The following is a 17,458-nucleotide window of genomic DNA, read 5'->3' on the forward strand; positions in this document are numbered from 1 at the left end:
ACGCTGGGGGTCGCGGCAGCCGTGAGCAGTGGGCCCACACGGCAGCCCACACGCTGGGGGCGATATGAACGGTTTCGGGGACATGCTCAGGCAGCACCGCAAAGCCGCCGGCTGGTCGCTGCGGAAGTTCGCCGACCTGACGGCGTACGACTTCGGCTACCTCGGGCAGATCGAGCGGGGTGACCGCCCGGCCAACGCCGACGTGGTGGCCGCCTACGACCGGGCGTTGGCCGCTGGTGGTGCACTGGAAACGGCGTACGCGAGCAGGCAGGCAGGCGACACGGACATGCGCAGACGGGTAATCCTCCAGGCGATGGGCGCGCTCGCGGCGGCGCCGGCCGTGGATCGGCTCGTCGGGTGGGAAGCCCTGCGGCAGGGGCTCGGCGCCGCCGTCGATGTGGAGCACGACGAGTGGGCGCAGATCGTCGCCGGCTACGGACGCGGCTACTACCTCCAGCCGCATGACCAGTTGATGGCCCAGCTGGGCCGGGACCTGACCGTGTTGCAGCACCAGCTCGCCGCCGATGGGGAGCAGCGCAGGCCGCTGCTGCTGCGGGCCGCCGGCCGGCTGTCGGTGATCGTGGCGCTCGGTTTGGTCGCGTCCGGGCAGGCGGTGCTCGCCGGGCGGTGGTGGGCCACCGCGCAGCGGGTCGCCGACGAGTCCGGGGACGCGGACACGATCGTGTTGACCCGGGCGTGGGATGTGGTGAACGGCTGCTACGACGGCCGGTCACCGGCCGCGGTGGTGGCGATGTCGGATCAAGTGCTGCCGCTGGTGGACGGGGCGCCGTCGGCGGCGACGTGTGGGCTGCTCGCCGGACGGGCGCAGGCCCTGTCCCTCACCGGCCGGCACGACGAGGCGGTCGCGACGGTGCGGGTGTTGGCCGACCAGGTGGAGACGCTGCCCGCCGACCTGACGGCCGATGTGGAGTCGCTGTGGGGGTGGCCGGAGCACCGGCTGCGGCACACCGAGTCGTGGGTGTACACCCATGCCGGTGACCAGCGGGCCGCCGCAGCCGCGCAGCAGCGGGCGCTCGCTTTGTACCCAACGTCGCAGCAGCGGCTACGCACGCAGTGCAGCTGCACCAGGCGGCAGCGCTCATCCGCGGTGGGCACATCCCCGACGGGCTGCGCTTCGCGGCGGACCTGATCGATCAGCTACCGGCCGAGCAGCACAACGAACTCGTGCGGGCGGTCGCCCGACAGGTCACGGCCGCCGTGCCCGAGACTGAGCGGCGGCGGCCGGTGTACGGCGAACTGCTGGAGCGAATCGGCGCATAGGGTGGCGAGCGTGCCCACCTACACCGTCCACGACGGAGGCAGCGCCGGCCCGCTGATCGACGCGTTGGCCGAGCTGTACGCGATCGTCTACGCCGAGCCGCCCTACTGCGAGGGGCCGGAGCAGGTGGCCCGGTTCCGTGAGGGCCTTCCTGACGAGGCGACCCGCCCGGGGTTTACGCTGGCCGCCGCCCACGACCGGGACCGGCTGGTAGGCGCCGCGTACGGGTGGACGATGCCGGCCGGCACCTGGTGGTCCCGCGCCGACGGGGAGCCGCCCGCTGATGTGCGCGAAGCGGCAAAGCTCGCGGTGATGGAGTGGATCGTGCACCCGGCACGCCGCAGTGAGGGCATCGGCGCTGAGCTGATGCGCAGGCTGCTCGCCGACCGGCCAGAGCGGTACGCCACCCTCGCCTCCGACCCCCGCTCGCACGCCCGTCAGGTGTACGCGCGCAACGGGTGGCGGCAGGTCGGCACATCGGCCCTCCCCTGGGGTCCACCGATGGACCTGCTCGTCCTCGACCTGGGCCGCGAGCCGGTTCAGGGCGGCTGACTGTTCCGGGACGCGTCGGCGGTCTCGGCGGCACGGCCGAGGAGTGCATCTCCGACCACCGCCACCAGCAACTTCGAAGACGTTGAAGCGCCCCACCTCCCGTGCCCGGGTGAGGGCGCTTCTGTGCTCAACGCCGCCGTCCCCTCCCAAGGCGCAGCGCGCTGAGCGCCGACCAGCCGCGGGCCACCGATCGGAGGAGGCGGAGCGCGTTGGTCCCGATCTTTGTCGGCTCCATCCTTGCCACCATCACCCAGCCCGGGCTCGGCCAGCGGGTCCGCGCCTGTCTGCAAGCTGTCAGGGGAAAAATCTGGCCGCGGTCATGCAGGCGATGGACCGCACCCCGAAGATGCACGAGGGCAACATGTCCCACGACGTGCTCGGTGTGGCGTACCAGTACCTGCTGAAGCCTTTCCCCGACGGGTCCGGCACCCGCGCCGGCCAGTTCTTCACCCCGCGCGAGGTCGTCGAGCTGATAGTCGAGGTCCTGGCTCCCAAGAGCTTCGAGTCGGTGTACGACCCGACCTGCGAGTCGGGCGGCATGCTCATCGCCTCCGCGGCAGGTCAATGCTCTGCGCGACGCGCTCATCAGGACCCGGCAGGGACGCTTCGATGGGCCGCTCGGCGACGACGGAAAGCCTTGCGTTATGCGGATGTGGGAACATCCCAACCCGGACCTCGACGACCACTACGACCCGGCCTACCCCATCCTTCGGGGTACCACGTGAGCCGAGCAGTGAAGGCGAGCACACATGAACCGATCCCATGACCGGCAGACCCTGGAAGCGACATACGACCGGTGGGTAGTTGAAGCCGTCGCCGACGGAACCTTCGCCAACCGGCACTACAACCAGTGGCGAGCGTGGCAGCCGGCGCCGAAGCCGCCGTCCTGCACGGTCCTGCCCCGCGACCTTGCTGATGCTCCGTCGTGGCCGGCCCTTATCCTGGCCACCCGGGACCGTATCGCCGCGCACGTCGCCGACCCTGCCGCGACAGCGGAGGTCCCGGTCAACTGCGTCGGCCGAGCCCGCCTGCGGTGGGAGATGCGGCCGCTCGAACAGTGGCTGGTCGACCAGGACTGTCACTGCTCCGACTGCGGCCAGCCGACGATCGCGCGCCGCTATCCCGAGCTGGTCGCCAAGCTCGTCGACCCCAGCAAGGCGAGCCAGGCGAGCAGCCGATGGGTCCAGTGGAATCTCTGCACCAGCACCGTCCCCGGGCATCGACATACGCCCATCGGTGGCTCGGCGGCTGCGGTCTCCGCAGGAGAGCTGTATTGCAGGGGTTGCCGATCGCTGGAGGCGTTCTACCAGCAACACCAGCCCGGTGACGCGGTCACCGCCCGAGGCCGAGACGCCAGCACCGCGCTGGAAAGACAGGTCGCGGTTGAACTCGCCGCTCGCTATCCCGACCTCGGCTTCCGAAACGGCCTCGCTGTCGTCATCCCGCAGGACGCCGACTACCACGGCCTATACAGCATCGCCCCGGACCTAACTTGATCTTTAACCTGTCGTGGGTCGGCATCGACCCCGGCTGATCATGGGGACAGCCCTTGATCGATCATTCGTCTTGTCTAGGGAAGAAGATCGCAAACCAAGGGCTGTCTGGTGATCAGTGTGCACGATGCTGGAGCGTTCGACGCGGTCGGGCGGCTGGCCGCGTTCCGGCGCGAGTTCCACAACTGTCTGCCCGCTCGTAGGGATGCGTTGTTCGAGTTGGCGGACGCGTTGTTGTGCGGGGATGCGCCGGTGCGGTCGTTGGTGGAGTTGTCGCTGGTGGGTGAGCACCGCCGCGGTCACGGTTCGTTGTATGCGGCGTTGAATCGGGGCCGGATCGACGTCGAGCGGCTGCGGAGCGCGGTGGCGGCGGTGGCGCTGCCGCGGGCCGCGGACGGGCGGATCGTTCTGGCGGTGGACGTGACCTGCTGGTTGCGGCCGGAGGCGCATACCTGCCCGCAGCGGGTGCTGTGTCACACCTACGGGCGCGGCAAGGACGCGCACGTCGGGGTTCCGGGCTGGCCGTACTCGTTCGTCACCGCCCTGGAGGCCGGGCGCACCTCGTGGACCGCGCCGTTGGACGCCCGCAGGCTGGCGCCCGGCGACGACGCTGCCACGGTCACCGCCTGCCAACTACGCGACGTGGTGCGACGGCTGATCGCTGCCGGGCAGTGGCAGCCTGGTGATCCGGACGTGTGGATCGTCGCGGACGCCGGATACGACGGGCCCCGACTGGCGTTCCTCCTCGCCGACCTGCCAGTGCAGGTTCTGGTGCGGATGCGTTCGGACCGGGTGCTGCGCCGACCCACGCCACCCCGGCTACCCGGCACCACCGGCCGCCCACGACGCCATGGCGGCGAGTTCATCTTCGGCGACCCGGCCAGCTGGGGCGACCCGGAGCTGGCCACGACCACCGACACCCGCCGCTACGGCACCGCGACCGCACGAGCCTGGCACCAGCTGCACCCCAGGCTGACCCACCGCACCGCCTGGACCTCCCAACACGGCCCGCTACCGATCATCGAGGGCACCGTGATCCTGCTGACCGTCGACCGGCTGCCATCAGGCGCCACCGCGAAACCAGTCTGGCTCTGGTGGTCCCAACCAACCGCCACCGACGCCGAGGTCAACCTGCTCTGGCAGGCGTTCCTGCGCCGCTTCGACATCGAACACACCTTCCGCATGCTCAAGCAAACCCTCGGCTGGACCAGCCCGAAACTGCGCGACCCGCACGCCGCCGACCGCTGGACCTGGCTCGTGCTGGCCGCCTACACCCAGCTACGCCTCGCCCGAAGCGCCGTCGCCGACCTGCGCCGGCCCTGGGAACGCCCAGCGTCGCCCGAGCGACTCACGCCCGCCCGCGTCCGCCGAGGGTTTCGGCACCTGCGCGGCAAAGCCGGCAACCCCGCCCGCGCACCGAAACCGTCCCGGCCAGGACCCGGCCGACCACCCGGACTACGCAACCGCCACCCGGCAAACCGCCACGACGTCCACATCGTCACCGCCGTCACCAGCACAAAACCGCAAGGCGGCACGAAGAAAACGAAGACTTCGAATAACCCGAGGCCACGCCGCACAGGTTCTTGATTTCTAACCCTTGCGGGTCCTCTGGGGACCCTGACTGATCACGGAAACAGCCCTTGGTTGATGATCTTCTTGTCTAGGGAAGAGCATCAATAACCAAGGGCTGTTCTGGTGATCAGTGTGCATGACGGTGGTCCGGCTGATGCCGCCGGGGACCTGGGGAGGTTCCGGCGCGTGTTCTACCACTGCTTGACTGCTCGGGCTGACGCATTGTTCGACCTGACGGATGCGGTGTTGTGCGCCGACGGTCCGGTCGTTGGTGGAGTTGTCGCTGGTGGGTGAGCACCGCCGCGGTCACGGGGCGTTGTATGACGCCCTCGCCTGCGGGCGGCTGGACATCGATCGGCTGCGCACCGCCCTCGCCGGAGTGCCGCTGCTGCGGGCGGCGGACGGCCGTCTCGTCCTGGCGGTCGACATCACCTGCTGGCTGCGTCCTGACGCTCACACCTCACCGCAGCGGGTCCTGTGTCACACCTACGGACGCGGCAAGGATCAGACCATCATGATTCCGGGCTGGCCGTATTCGATGGTCGTGGCCCTGGAGGCGGGTCGCAGTTCGTGGACTGCGCCGTTGGACGCGGTGCGGCTGGCACCTGGTGATGACGCGGCCACGGTCACCGCTGGGCAGCTGCGAGACATCGTGGGACGGCTGATCACGGCCGGGCAGTGGCAGGTCGGGGACCTGGAGATCCTGGTCGTGGCCGATGCCGGATACGACGCGCCCCGCGTTGCGTTCCTCCTTCGTGACCTGCCCGTGCAGATCCTCGCCCGGATGCGCTCCGACCGCGTACTACGCCGGGCGGTGCCAGCCCGGCAACCCGGGACGATCGGCCGACCGCGCAGGCACGGCGACGAGTTCGTCTTCGGTGACCCCACCACCTGGGGTGAACCGGATGCTGCCACCGTTGCCGACACCCGTCTTTACGGCACGGCGTGGGCTCGAGCCTGGGACCGGTTGCACCCCCGGTTGACTCACCGATCCGCCTGGACCGCTGCGGCGAAGGTGCTGCCGGTCATCGAGGGAACCGTCATCCGTTTGGAAGTCGAGCACCTGCCCAGCGGCGCGACCCCGAAGCCGGTCTGGTTGTGGTGGTCCGGCGTCGACGCCACCAGCGCTGATGTCGACCGGCTCTGGCAGACGTTCCTGCGCCGCTTCGACATCGAACACACGTTCCGCCTGTTCAAACAGACCGTGCTGCCCAAACTCACGAACGTAAGGCCACGGCAATGATCTCCGGACGGCGCTCCCGCCCCATCGGGCAGTAACCGTGCCCGGCGCGCTTGGCCGGATCCCTCCACCCAGATCGCACCTCCGAACCACCCCGAGAGGGGAGTTTCAAGAAAGATCGGACATTCTCCCGGGTGGTATCTGCCACGCACTGCCGCACAGCGGCGCAGCTAGGTATCCGCATCAGCCGCCGTCCCGCGCCGATCGCCCGATTAGTTGTCCCGGCCGAAGAAACAGTCACGAGTGTCGGTCGGTCGGGCACCGACGGTACGGGAGTCTCGTGCGAGGGGCGAAGATCGGGCAGACTGGCGTCTACGCGAATCCGGGTCGGACGCGTATGGGAAGGCATGAGCTCTATATGGAAGACAATCCTGCCCAGATCGGACGTTACACGGTGGCGCGCCGGCTCGGCTCAGGAGGCATGGGAGAGGTCTTCCTCGCATACTCCCCGGCTGGCTCGCCGGTCGCGGTGAAGGTAATCCGGAGCGACCGGCTGGACGAGGCCACGCGCGCCCGGTTCGAGCGGGAGGCCTTGATCGCCCGGACCGTGATCGGCACGAACCGAGTGGCGCGGTTCCTCGACGCGGACCCCTACGCGCGACGGCCGTGGTTGGCCATGGAGTACGTCGCCGGAGCCACCCTGCTCGATCACGTCGACTCCGAGGGTGTGCTGCCGTTGCCGTTGGTGGCCAGCCTCGGCGCGTTGCTGGCCGAGGGGCTGGCGGCCGTCCACGACGCTGGTCTGCTGCACCGGGACCTGAAGCCCCAGAACATCATCCTCGGCGTCGACGGGCCGATGATCATCGACTTCGGGCTCGCGGCGCTCGTGGACGCCTCGCAGGACTCGCTGTCCCAACCAGGGATGATCATCGGAACGGTGCGGTGCATGCCGCCGGAACAGGCCGGCGGCAACCCGCGGGTCACGCCGGCGGCGGATGTCTACGCGCTTGGCACGGTGCTGTTGTACGCGGCTGCCGGCCACTATCCGTACGACGGCCCGAAGTGGCAGGCCATCGCTGCTCAGGTCACCAATCCTCAGGTCGTGCCGGACCTGAGCGGGGTGCCGGCCGCTTTGCTGCCGCTGATCGCGTCGATGCTGACGCACGAGCCGCAGGACCGGCCGACCGTCGCGGCCGTCGCGGCGACGTGCGCCGGCCTGGTAGGCGACGCGGGCCTGACACCGGCCGATGCCCGGTGGGCACTCGTCGCATGCACCGCGGGCCGCAGCCCGGCCAGCGCCGCGCACCGGCTCTCCCCGTCGATCGCGGCGCGGCTGGCCGAGCTGCTTGCCGCTACCGACGACATCGACCGGAGCCCGCTGGACGGCCCTCCACCCGCGCCTGCCGACGAGCCGGCCGCGCCACAGGACCGCGATGGGAAGCCCGCCGAGACCGACCGGCAGACGCCGGAGCGTACGGCACCGGTCGAGCCGTCCGCCGTGCCGTCGGGCCGTACGCCTACGCCGCGGCGTCGGCCGGGCCGGCCGCCCGCTTCCAGCCGGGTGGCCGATGACCTGCGGAGGCAGTACGGAGTACAGATCAGTCTGTGACTAGGGTGTGAGGCCCGTGGCGGGCCGTCGAAGAGCTCGGAGTGTGGGAAGGGATCGGAGCCGGGGTGAGCGTCGAAGTCGAAGTCGTTGAGCGGGACGAGGGGACTTCGGCGGGTTACCCACCGGGGGCGCAGGTGTTGGTCCGCGACGAGCTGTGGCTCGTCCGGAAGATCACGAAGACCAGCCGCGACGGGTGGATGGTGGAGGTCACCGGTGTGTCGCCCTTCGTCCGCGGCGCCGAGGCGGTGTTCTTCGACCGGCTCGACGACATCCGCGTCCTGGATCCGCGCCGGACGGAGCTGGTCCCCGACGACTCGGCGAACCACCGTCGCGCCCGGCTGTACCTGGAGGCCGTGTTCCGCAAGACCCCGCTGCCGCAGACGGAGCGAGGGCTGGCGCTCGCTGACGGCTTTCTCATGGACCACCAGATCCACCAGCTCCGCCCGGCGGAGCTGGCGCTGTCGATGCAGAACCCGCAGCCGCGCATCCTGATCGCGGACGTCGTGGGGCTGGGCAAGACGCTGGAGATCGGCATTCTGCTGGCCGAGCTGATCCGCCGCGGCCGCGGCGAGCGCATCCTGGTCGTCACCCCGCAGCACGTCCTGGAGCAGTTCCAGCGCGAGCTGTGGACCCGCTTCGCCATCCCGCTGGTGCGGCTGGACTCCACAGGCATCCAGCGGATGCAGCGGGAGATCCCCGCGGGACGCAACCCGTTCGCGTACTTCAAGCGCGCCATCATCTCGATCGACACGCTGAAGAGCGACACCTACGCCCCGCACCTCGAGCGCACCGACTGGGACGCCGTCGTCATCGACGAGTCACACAACCTGGTCAACCGGGGCACCAAGAACAACCGGTTGGCCCAACTGCTGGCCCGCCGCACGGACGCGCTGATCCTCGCCTCGGCCACCCCGCACAACGGCCGGGCGGTGTCCTTCGCCGAGCTGATCCGCATGCTCGACGAGGCCGCGATCGCTGACCCGACCACGTACGACGTAGACACATTGGGCCACCTGTATATTCGCCGCACCAAGACCTCGCCCGAGGTGCGCGACGGCCTGCGCGGTGCTTGGGCCGACCGCGGCCCGTCCCAACCGATCCATTTCGCGGCGACTGACGACGAGGCGGCGGTCTTGGCGGAGCTGGGCAGCCGCTGGATCCCTGGCGCTGGGGGCGGCCCGTCCGTCAGCACCTCGCAGCTCGTGCCGTACCGGCTGCTCAAGTCATTTCTGTCGTCGCACCGCGCCCTGCTGGCGACGATTGAGACCCGCCTGCGGACGCTCAAGGACTCCAAGTCGTCCGAGCCGGCCGCCCGTGAGGCGGAGCGGGACGCCCTGCTGACGCTGCGGGAGCTGGCGGGACGGATCCGAGACGACGAGACGGCCAAGTTCCGCGCGCTCGTGGACGAGCTGCGGGAGATGGGCGTGGGCCCCGGCTCCGACGTGCGCGTCGTGGTGTTCTCCGAGAGCATCCCCACGCTGACCTGGTTGGCGGAGTCCGTCCCGGAGGCGCTGGGTTTCAGTCCCGGCCCGAGCCGGGACGAGCGACGGCCATGGCTCGGCTACGGCGGCGTGGTCCAGGTGATGCACGGCGACTCCACGGTCGACGAGGAGCAGAACAGCATCGTCGAGCGGTTCGGCCTCCGTGACGACCCCGTACGGATGTTGTTCACCGGTGACATCGCCTCGGAGGGCGTCAACCTGCACCAGCAGTGTCACCGGTTGATCCACTACGACCTTCCGTGGTCGCTGATCCGTATCGAGCAGCGCAACGGCCGGATCGACCGTTACGGCCAGGAGCACGAGCCCCAGTTCCGCGCGCTGATCCTCACCTGCGACCTGCCGTGGCGGACGGACGAGGTGACCGGCCGCCCGCGCACCTTGGACGACCGACTGGTCGGGGAGAAGCTGCTGATTCGGGAAGCGGAGGCCCATAAGATCGAGGGCTCCGCCGAGGCGGTCACGGGTCTCTACCGGGCCCAGGAGGAAGAGGACAGGCTCGTCCAGGACCTGATCGCCGGCCGCACGGTCGAGCAGTCGATCAACCGGTCGCGGCAGAGCGGATCGGCTTTCCTCGCCGGACTGCTAGGCCAGGTGGGGGCCGTCCCGGAACACCTTGAGGTGCGGCGGGCCACCGTGCTGTCCCTGTTCCGCTCCACGGAGAACTACTTCGAGGAGGCGTTGCGCCAAGTGTGCCGGCCCAACCCGGAAGACCACCTGTCGCTGCGGCGCGACGACGACGGCACGATCGCCTTCGAGCCGCCGGCCGACCTCCTCCACCGGCTGCGGTCGCTGCCCAGGTCGTACCTGGACGAGCAACGGATCCTGCCGACGAAGACCGAGCCGGGCCGGATGCGCGTCACCTTCACCAAGTCGCTCGCCGACGCCCGGCTTCGGGCCGCGCGGGAAACGTCGAAGTCGCAGTGGCCGAACGTCTCCTATGTCACAGATGTACATCCCGTGCTGGACTGGCTCACCGACAAGGTGCTCGTGGAGATCGGCCGACACCAGGCGCCGGTGATGGCCGCGGCGGTCGAGAAGCCGGTGTTCCTGATCCAGGGAGTGTGCTCCAACGCTCTCGGCCGCCCCACCATCGTCAAGTGGATGGCGGTCACCGGCTTGGCCGACCACCCGCAGGTCGTGGAACTGAGCCCAGCGTTGCTCCACCAGTGGGGCGTGGGCCCACAGATGCCCGGTCGCGCCGTGCCGCGTGACCTGCCGGGGCTGGCCAAGCTGGTCCCGGCCGCCGTTGACGAGGCCCGCCGGTACGTGACGGAGGGCAGCGGGGCGTACCGGCAAGAGGTGTCGACGATGCTGGCTCCGTACCGGGCGCGCATCGGCACGTGGCATCAGGAAGCCCTGTTCGCGGCGCCGCGAACCTCCGCGAAACAGGCGGTCGACGAGACCGCAGAACGGCTGCGGCACCTGGTGGAGGCGCTGGAGACCGTGGGCGAGCCCATGCTGCGTGTGCTGGCGGTGCTCGAGCCGTCCAACGATGCGGCGGAAGGTGCGGACCGATGACCGTCTTCGACTCGATCATCAACCGGGGCGAGTACCTGGCCGCCCACTACTTCGCCGAGCAGCTCGCCGTCGACCTCAAGAAGCGCCTGTTCGCCACGTGGGCGGTCCGCGAGGGCGACGAGCACGACACGCGGACGACGCCCCGGCAGATGGTGCGGGCACTGCGCCGCGAATACCTGACGCCGAATGTCCGCAGCTACCTCGCCGCCGGGCCGGAGCCCGATCCGTTCGACCTGTTCGACCTGGGCACGTACAACGATCCCGAGTGGCGCAAGAGGCTGGAGGAATGGCACGACGCCGTGCTGCGCGCGCTCGAGTACCAGCCGCTGCGCACCGAGCTGACCGTGCACCGGGCCGGCCGCGAGCACGCCGTGCGGGTCGCGTACCACGGTCCCGGCATCGTGGCGCTGGACTGCGGATGGGCCGCCGACGGGGACGCCGCGTTCGACCCGGCCAGCGCCGGCCGGCTGCTGTCGCCGCTGCGGGTCAACGCCACCGAAAGCTACGAGACCGGCGCGGCCCTCGCCTCGTGGCTCTTCCAGGCCAACGTCGGCACGCCGGACGGACCGCCCCCGCGGTTCGTGCTGCTGCTGCACGGCGGCGTCATCGTGCTCGCAGACCGCAACTCGTGGGCCGAGGGGCGCTACCTCGCCGCCAATCTCGACGCCGCGCTCGAGCGCAACGACCGCGCCCAGTTCGGCGAGCTGGCCACGATCGCTGCCCTCTTCTGCCGCGAGATGCTGTGTCCCGGCGAGAACGACACCGCCCCGGCGATGGACGCCCTGCTCAAAGGATCCACCGCCAACGCCGTCGGGGTGTCCAAGGAGCTGCGCCACGGCGTGCAGCACGCTGTCGAAATCATTGCGGATGAGGTCCTGCGGCGGATGGCCGAGCCCGTCAACGACGTCACGCCGGCGGACATCGAGGATCCGCGCCTGCCGTTCGCCCGGGAGCTGACCCGCGACTGCCTGCGATACCTCTACCGGATCCTGTTCCTGCTCTACGCCGAAGCTCGTCCTGAGCTCGGCATCCTGCCCGCCGACGACGGCAGCTACGAGGCCGGCTACTCGGTCGCGCGGCTGCGCGAACTGGTCGCCCGGGACGAGGAGCTCGTCGAGGAGGAGGCGAAAAACACTTTCCACCTCTACCACTCCCTCGACCTGCTCTTCGCCAAGGTCAACTTCGGTCACCGCCGCTACGGGTCCGAGCCGGACGATGACCAGCCCAGCGACGACGAGCGGACCCGTGAGGAGAAGGCGGAGCGGCGTAGCGAAGACATCGGCCTACGGTTCGACCCGCTGCGCAGCGAGCTGTTCGACCCGGGCTCGATCCGGCTCATCGGCCAGGGGGTGCTCGACCCGCGGTGCGACGAGGAGACAGCCCCGCGCTGGCTCGACCTGCGCCTGCGCAACTCGGCCCTGCACAGCGTCCTGCGACTGCTCACGATGAAGAAGGGCCGGCCCGGCGAGCGGGGCGGCTTCGTGTCGTACCGGAACCTCGGCATCAACGAACTCGGCGCCGTGTACGAGGGGCTGATGTCCTACACCGGCATCATCGCCGACGAGGAGCTGTGCGAGGTCGCCAAGGACGGCGATCCCGACGAGGGCTCGTGGCTCATCCCCGCCCGCAGGCAGAAGGACTACCCTGATGAGGCGCTCGTCCACTACGACGAGGAGGACGCGCGCCAGGGCCTCCGCGGCGTCAAGAAGTACGAGCGAGGCTCCTTCGTCTACCGGCTCTCCGGACGCGAACGCGAAACAACGGCGTCGTACTACACCCCGGAGTCGCTCACCAAGGTGACGGTGGAGCTGGCGCTCAAGGAGCTGCTCAGCCAAGACGCCGACGCCGATACGACACGCGCCTCCCGCCTGCTGTCGTACAAGATCTGCGAGCCGGCGCTCGGCTCCGGCGCCTTCCTGAACGAGGCGATCAACCAGCTCGCTGAGGAGTACCTGCGCCGCCGGCAGAAGGAGCTCGACCGCTCGATCCCCGCCAGCGACGTGCTGACCGAGAAGCAGAAGGTCAAGGCGTACATCGCCCTGCACAACGCGTACGGTGTCGACCTGAACGCTATGGGGCGCGAGCTGGCAGAGGTCTCGCTGTGGCTGAACACCATGCACCCGGGCATGCAGGCGCCCTGGTTCGGATTACACCTGCGCCGCGGCAACTCGCTCATCGGCGCCCGCCGCGCCATCTACACCCCCGACGACATCTGCTCGCCGGACAAGGCCTGGCTAAAGGCCAAGGGCGGGCTCGCGCCGACGCCCCTTCCGCTGCGCCAGGACGGTCGACCGCAGCCGCTGCCCGCCGACGCGGTGCACCAGTTCCTGCTGCCCTCGCCCGGGTGGGCGGCGATCACCAACTCCATCGAAGCCAAGAAGCTCGCCAAGGACCACGTCGACCGGTTGGCCGCCTGGCGGAAGGGGCTCTTCCAGCGCCCGACCCGCAGTACCGCCCACCTCAACGCCGACGGCAGCCCGAAGATCGACCGCCGCACCGGCCAGCCGCAGAAGGAGAGGGCTTCTCAGTTCACCAGGCTGCACGACGCTGCCCGGCGAGCCGAGTTCCTGTGGTCGTGCGTGGTCAAGCGGATGGAGCTGTCCGAGCGGGAGATCGCCCGCCGGATCGACGTCTGGGGCGCCGACCCGGCCGACCCGGAGTACGCCGTCCTCCGCTGGCCGGAGCAGGCTGTGCCGAAGGAAAAGGTGTACGCCGAGCTGTTCGAGGCCGCCGGCACGCCGTACCGGCGGCTCAAAACCGTCATGGACGCCTGGTGCGCCCTGTGGTTCTGGCCCACCGACCGGGTCGGCCTGCTCGACGGCACCGACCCCGAGTACGCCGTGCCCGCCACGGAGGTCGGCTTGGACACGCTCGCCGAAATGCTCGGCGGCACCGGCGACGTGCCGGCTGACCCCGCGCCAGCCGACGACGAAGGCGGCCAGCAGGCCGCTGCGGATGCGCAGCCGGCGGTGGCGCCGACCTTCTTCCGCGCGATGACGCTCTTCCCGGTCGACGGTGAGCAGATGTCGCTCGACGAAGCGGACTGGGAAGCCGCTGCGGCGACATCGGCCGCTACGCCCGAGGCGAAGCCGAGGAAGACGCCGAAGCCTAAGCAGCCGGCTCGCCGTCCGGTGATCCCGCTGACGAACCTGGACGACTGGCTGGACTTCCTCGAGGCCATGCTGGGCGCGGCCGACGTCCCGGACGGCACGCTGCTCGACAAGTACGACGACCTCGACAACCTGAAGGAGTTCGAGGACAACCTCGTGCTCTTTATGGGCATGGACAACGCCGACCCAGAGGCACGGTTCCCGTGGTTGCGCGTTGTCCGGGAACTCAGGGACAAGCACGCGTTCCTGCACTGGGAGCTCGACTTCGCGTTGGTCTTCGCCGAGAACGGCGGTTTCGATCTCCAGGTCGGTAACCCGCCGTGGGTGCGGCCACGCTGGGACGAGGATGCCGTGCTGGCCGAGTACGAGCCCTGGTTCGAGCTGGAGGAGAAGCCGACCCAGGAGGAGAAGGACCGCCGCCGCCAGGAGTTGCTCGCGCGTCCGAAGGCCCGGGGGTACGTGCTGCGCGAGCTGACCACGACGATGGGGCAGGTCGCCTTCTTCGGGACGGCGCAGGTGTACCCGCTGCTCGTGGGCACGCAGCCGGATCTGTACCGGGCGTTCATGTGCCAGGTGTGGGCGCACCGGTCCGCCGGCGGCACCGTGGGCATGTTGCACCCCGACAGCCACTTCACCGGCGACAAGGAGGGTCCGCTGCGAGCTGCGGCCTATCGTCGGCTGCGTCTTCACGGCGACTTCGTGAACTCGGGACAGCGGTTCTTTCCCCGACCGGTGGGAGATACCGCCCACTTTGGTGTCCACATCTACGGCCGTCCGAGAGAGATCAGGTTCGACCATCTGTCGTGGTTGGTCTCTACCGACGCCCTGCGGCACTCCCGGGACCACGACGGCTCAGGAGATATTCCGGGGATCCGGTACAAGAACCGAGAGTTCGACGAGCGACCGCACCGCAGCCGAGTCATCACCGTCACGGAGGACGTGCTGTCGGTATGGCGGAGGCTGCTGGACGAGGAGGACCGACCGCTGTCCGAGGCGCGGCTGCTGTTCCCGGTCAGCACCGCCGAGGCCGCCGCGATCGAGGCGCTGGCCGCGTACCCGCTACGGCTTGCCGAGTTGGGGCCTCAGATCACTCGCGGCTACGACGAGTCAGGTGGGAAGAAGACGAATCTGATTCAGTACAACCGGAGCGATAAGGCGACTGGCCGCGAGTACCAGCCCGCGGGCTGGAGCGAGGTTGTCCTGAAAGGTATCCAGATCAGCACCGCCACTCCGGTCTTCAGCGGCACGACGCCAACAGCAACGACCCATACGGCTACGACCTGGTGAGCCTGCCGGCCGACTTCGTCCCCGACACCGAGTACGTCTGCGTCCCGGGCCGCGAGGCGGCGTTCCGGGAGGAGCAGGACCGGTGGCTGGATCTTCAAGAGCTGCAGCGACTTCGCGCGGATGCCGAAACGGTGACCAAGGCGCGGGCGCAGGTTGCGGTGGAGCTCGGGGTGCCAGAGGCGGAGGTCGAGGACGAACGGGTCGATGCGCTGGTGGTCGATCAGGCGCGCCAGCCGTACGTGGACTTCTACGCCTAGCCTGGCGGCGCCAGGTGGCACGAACACCGAACGTGCCTTGTACTCGGCCATCATCCCGCCCGGACCAACGCACGTGGACGCGGTACACAGCCTTGCGTTGCATGATCAACGCATGGTGACCTTGGTCCAAGGCTTCTGGGCCTCGCTACCTCTGGACTACTTCGTCCGCGCTACCGGGCGCGGCGACCTTCGGGTTGGCGGGGCGCGAGCGATGCCGGCCCGCACGAGAACCACCCGCTCGCGTCGGCACTGTTGCTGCGTACCCTCCGGTTGACTGCCTCACCAGCGCGTACGCCGCCCTGTGGGCGGAGCTGTTCGACGCGGGCTGGACGGCGAGACCTGGGTCTGCGACTGGCCGGGTCTGCCGCCGCTGAACGACGTCACGCCGGACTGGCGGCCGGAGACGCCGTTGCGTACCGAGCGGGCCCGCCGGTCCGCGCTCGTCGAGATCGACGCCCTGGTCGCCGTCTGGCTGGGCATGAGCGCCGACGCGCTCATTGCCGCGTACCGGGGACGCTTCCCGTGTTGCAGAAGTACGAGGCCGTCACGTGGTTCGACGCCGACGGGTGGAAGCTCGCCGGCAACGCCCGGACGGTCGGCCAGCGGCAGACCAAGCAGACGTGGGCGCAGTTCGAGGCGTACCAGAAGGACCCCGAAAACGTCCCACCGCCCGACGGTTACACGCCGCCGTTCAATAAGGCCGACCGGGAGGCCGAGATGCGGGCGGCACACGCTGTCTTTCAGGCCAGGCTGGACGCCGCGATCGCCCGGGGCGACTGGGACCCCGCGTCGCGGGAGGTGAACGCGCCGTGAGACCAACCCTGCAGGCTAGAGCGCTGAAGGAGAGCCTGCTCCAGTACCTGTCGACCACCTACGCTCTGGCCGACGAGGGCGCTCGGGAGGCCCTGCACGCTTCCTCGGTGACGAGAACACTGGCATGTTCCGGGGGCCGTTCCTGCGGATCCGCACGCCCTTCACCCTGGCCGCGCCGGGTTGGGAGCGGCACCTGGAGTGGCGGCGTGACGATTGGACCCCCTACGCCCATCAGGCGGCAGCCTTCGCGCGCCTGACCTCCGTCGACGGGCACGCGCCGCAGCCGACCCTGATCACCACCGGCACCGGCTCCGGCAAGACCGAGTCGTTCCTCTACCCGGTGCTGGACCACTGCCGTCGCGAGCGCGCCGCCGGAAAGGCCGGCGTCAAGGCGATCCTGCTGTACCCGATGAACGCGCTGGCCACCGATCAGGCCCAGCGGCTCAACGAACTGCTCATCGGCAACCAGGAGCAGCTCGGCCGCGTCTCGGCCGGCCTCTACATCGGTGACCGGGCGGCCCTGCGCTACGACCGGGTCCGCACGAAGCGGTCGGAGATGCAGCTCACGCCGCCCGACATTCTGATCACCAACTACAAGATGCTGGACCTGCTGCTGCAGCGTGACGACGACCGGCCGCTGTGGCACGACGCCGACATCGGTACGTGGTGGTCGACGAGTTCCACACCTACGACGGCGCGCAGGGCACCGACGTGGCGATGCTGCTGCGCGCCGCCGCGGCAGCGGTCGGCCGGCCGGACGAGAAGCGGCCACTCGGCGGCATCTGCCCGGTAGCGACGTCGGCGACCCTGGCATCGGCTACCGACGAGGAGGCGACCGCCAGCCTCCTCGACGTGGCGACGGCTGTCTTCGGAGCCGAATTCACCCGCGACTCTATCGTTGGGGAGGACCGGCTGTCGGTTGACGAGTTCATCGCGATGGACGACCTCGATCTGGCGCTGCCGCTGCCGTCACCGGAGGAGATCCTGGCGTTGCCCGATCCCGCGTTGGCGAGGACGCGCTGCTGGACCTTATCGAGGCGATCACGGCGGTCCGGGATCCGGACCCGGTGCTGTTGGGCAGCCACCTGAAGCGGCACCTGTTCACCCGGGCCGTGCTGATGGCGTTCAGCGGCGGGGACCTGAAAAGCAGCGTCGAGGTGCTCGACACGATGTGGCGGGCCGGCGCCTCCGGCTGGGCTGCAACTATCGCGCGGCAACCGGAGAAGGCCGCCGAAGCACTCGCCAGGTTTGTGGCGCTGCTGTCCCACGCCCGCCAGGCGGGCGCC

The 17,458-nt window shown here is 69.6% G+C and carries 12 protein-coding genes and 1 pseudogene; all 13 read left to right on the forward strand.

What is annotated here, in order from left to right; all coding sequences use genetic code 11:
* Nucleotides 1-82: 82 nt before the first annotated feature.
* Nucleotides 83-1,150: a helix-turn-helix domain-containing protein gene (locus tag GA0070620_RS32435; protein ID WP_231922048.1), complete on the forward strand. Its 1,068-nt coding sequence runs from the start codon at nt 83-85 to the stop codon at nt 1,148-1,150.
* Nucleotides 1,151-1,291: 141 nt separating this feature from the next.
* The gene (locus GA0070620_RS32440) at nt 1,292-1,831 is read left to right on the forward strand and encodes a GNAT family N-acetyltransferase (RefSeq protein ID WP_091599780.1); all 540 of its coding nucleotides are present in this window, start codon (nt 1,292-1,294) and stop codon (nt 1,829-1,831) included.
* Nucleotides 1,832-2,192: 361 nt separating this feature from the next.
* Nucleotides 2,193-2,597 (forward strand): HsdM family class I SAM-dependent methyltransferase, encoded by a 405-nt coding sequence (locus tag GA0070620_RS33305; protein ID WP_231922505.1) that lies wholly within the window; start codon nt 2,193-2,195, stop codon nt 2,595-2,597.
* Entirely contained in the window at nt 2,581-3,327 is a 747-nt protein-coding gene (locus GA0070620_RS32450; RefSeq protein WP_091597671.1) for a hypothetical protein, read from the forward strand. The genes GA0070620_RS33305 and GA0070620_RS32450 overlap by 17 nt, the downstream gene beginning before the upstream one ends.
* Nucleotides 3,328-3,435: 108 nt before the next feature.
* Nucleotides 3,436-4,911, forward strand: a complete 1,476-nt coding sequence (locus GA0070620_RS32455; protein ID WP_091597674.1) for an NF041680 family putative transposase — start codon at nt 3,436-3,438, stop codon at nt 4,909-4,911.
* 108 nt (nt 4,912-5,019) lie between these two features.
* Nucleotides 5,020-6,103 (forward strand): annotated as a pseudogene (locus GA0070620_RS32460) (transposase); the annotation flags it as partial.
* Between the two features lie 313 nt (nt 6,104-6,416).
* Nucleotides 6,417-7,685, forward strand: coding sequence for a serine/threonine-protein kinase (locus GA0070620_RS32465; protein WP_197677499.1), 1,269 nt, complete (start codon nt 6,417-6,419; stop codon nt 7,683-7,685).
* Nucleotides 7,686-7,750: 65 nt separating this feature from the next.
* The gene (locus GA0070620_RS32470; protein WP_231922051.1) at nt 7,751-10,705 is read left to right on the forward strand and encodes an SNF2-related protein; all 2,955 of its coding nucleotides are present in this window, start codon (nt 7,751-7,753) and stop codon (nt 10,703-10,705) included.
* Complete coding sequence (locus GA0070620_RS32475; protein ID WP_197677500.1) at nt 10,702-15,102, forward strand: class I SAM-dependent DNA methyltransferase; 4,401 nt, start codon at nt 10,702-10,704, stop codon at nt 15,100-15,102. The genes GA0070620_RS32470 and GA0070620_RS32475 overlap by 4 nt, the downstream gene beginning before the upstream one ends.
* Nucleotides 15,099-15,359, forward strand: a complete 261-nt coding sequence (locus tag GA0070620_RS33310; protein WP_197677501.1) for a hypothetical protein — start codon at nt 15,099-15,101, stop codon at nt 15,357-15,359. Before GA0070620_RS32475 ends, GA0070620_RS33310 begins: the two co-directional genes overlap by 4 nt.
* Nucleotides 15,360-15,881: 522 nt before the next feature.
* Nucleotides 15,882-16,172, forward strand: a complete 291-nt coding sequence (locus GA0070620_RS33315) for a hypothetical protein (RefSeq protein ID WP_197677502.1) — start codon at nt 15,882-15,884, stop codon at nt 16,170-16,172.
* Between the two features lie 124 nt (nt 16,173-16,296).
* The gene (locus GA0070620_RS33320; protein WP_091597679.1) at nt 16,297-16,965 is read left to right on the forward strand and encodes a DEAD/DEAH box helicase; all 669 of its coding nucleotides are present in this window, start codon (nt 16,297-16,299) and stop codon (nt 16,963-16,965) included.
* Between the two features lie 274 nt (nt 16,966-17,239).
* A partial coding sequence (locus tag GA0070620_RS33325) for a hypothetical protein (protein WP_197677503.1) occupies nt 17,240-17,458 on the forward strand: 219 nt, incomplete at its 3' end.

This window comes from Micromonospora krabiensis (assembly GCF_900091425.1).
GTDB lineage: Bacteria > Actinomycetota > Actinomycetes > Mycobacteriales > Micromonosporaceae > Micromonospora > Micromonospora krabiensis.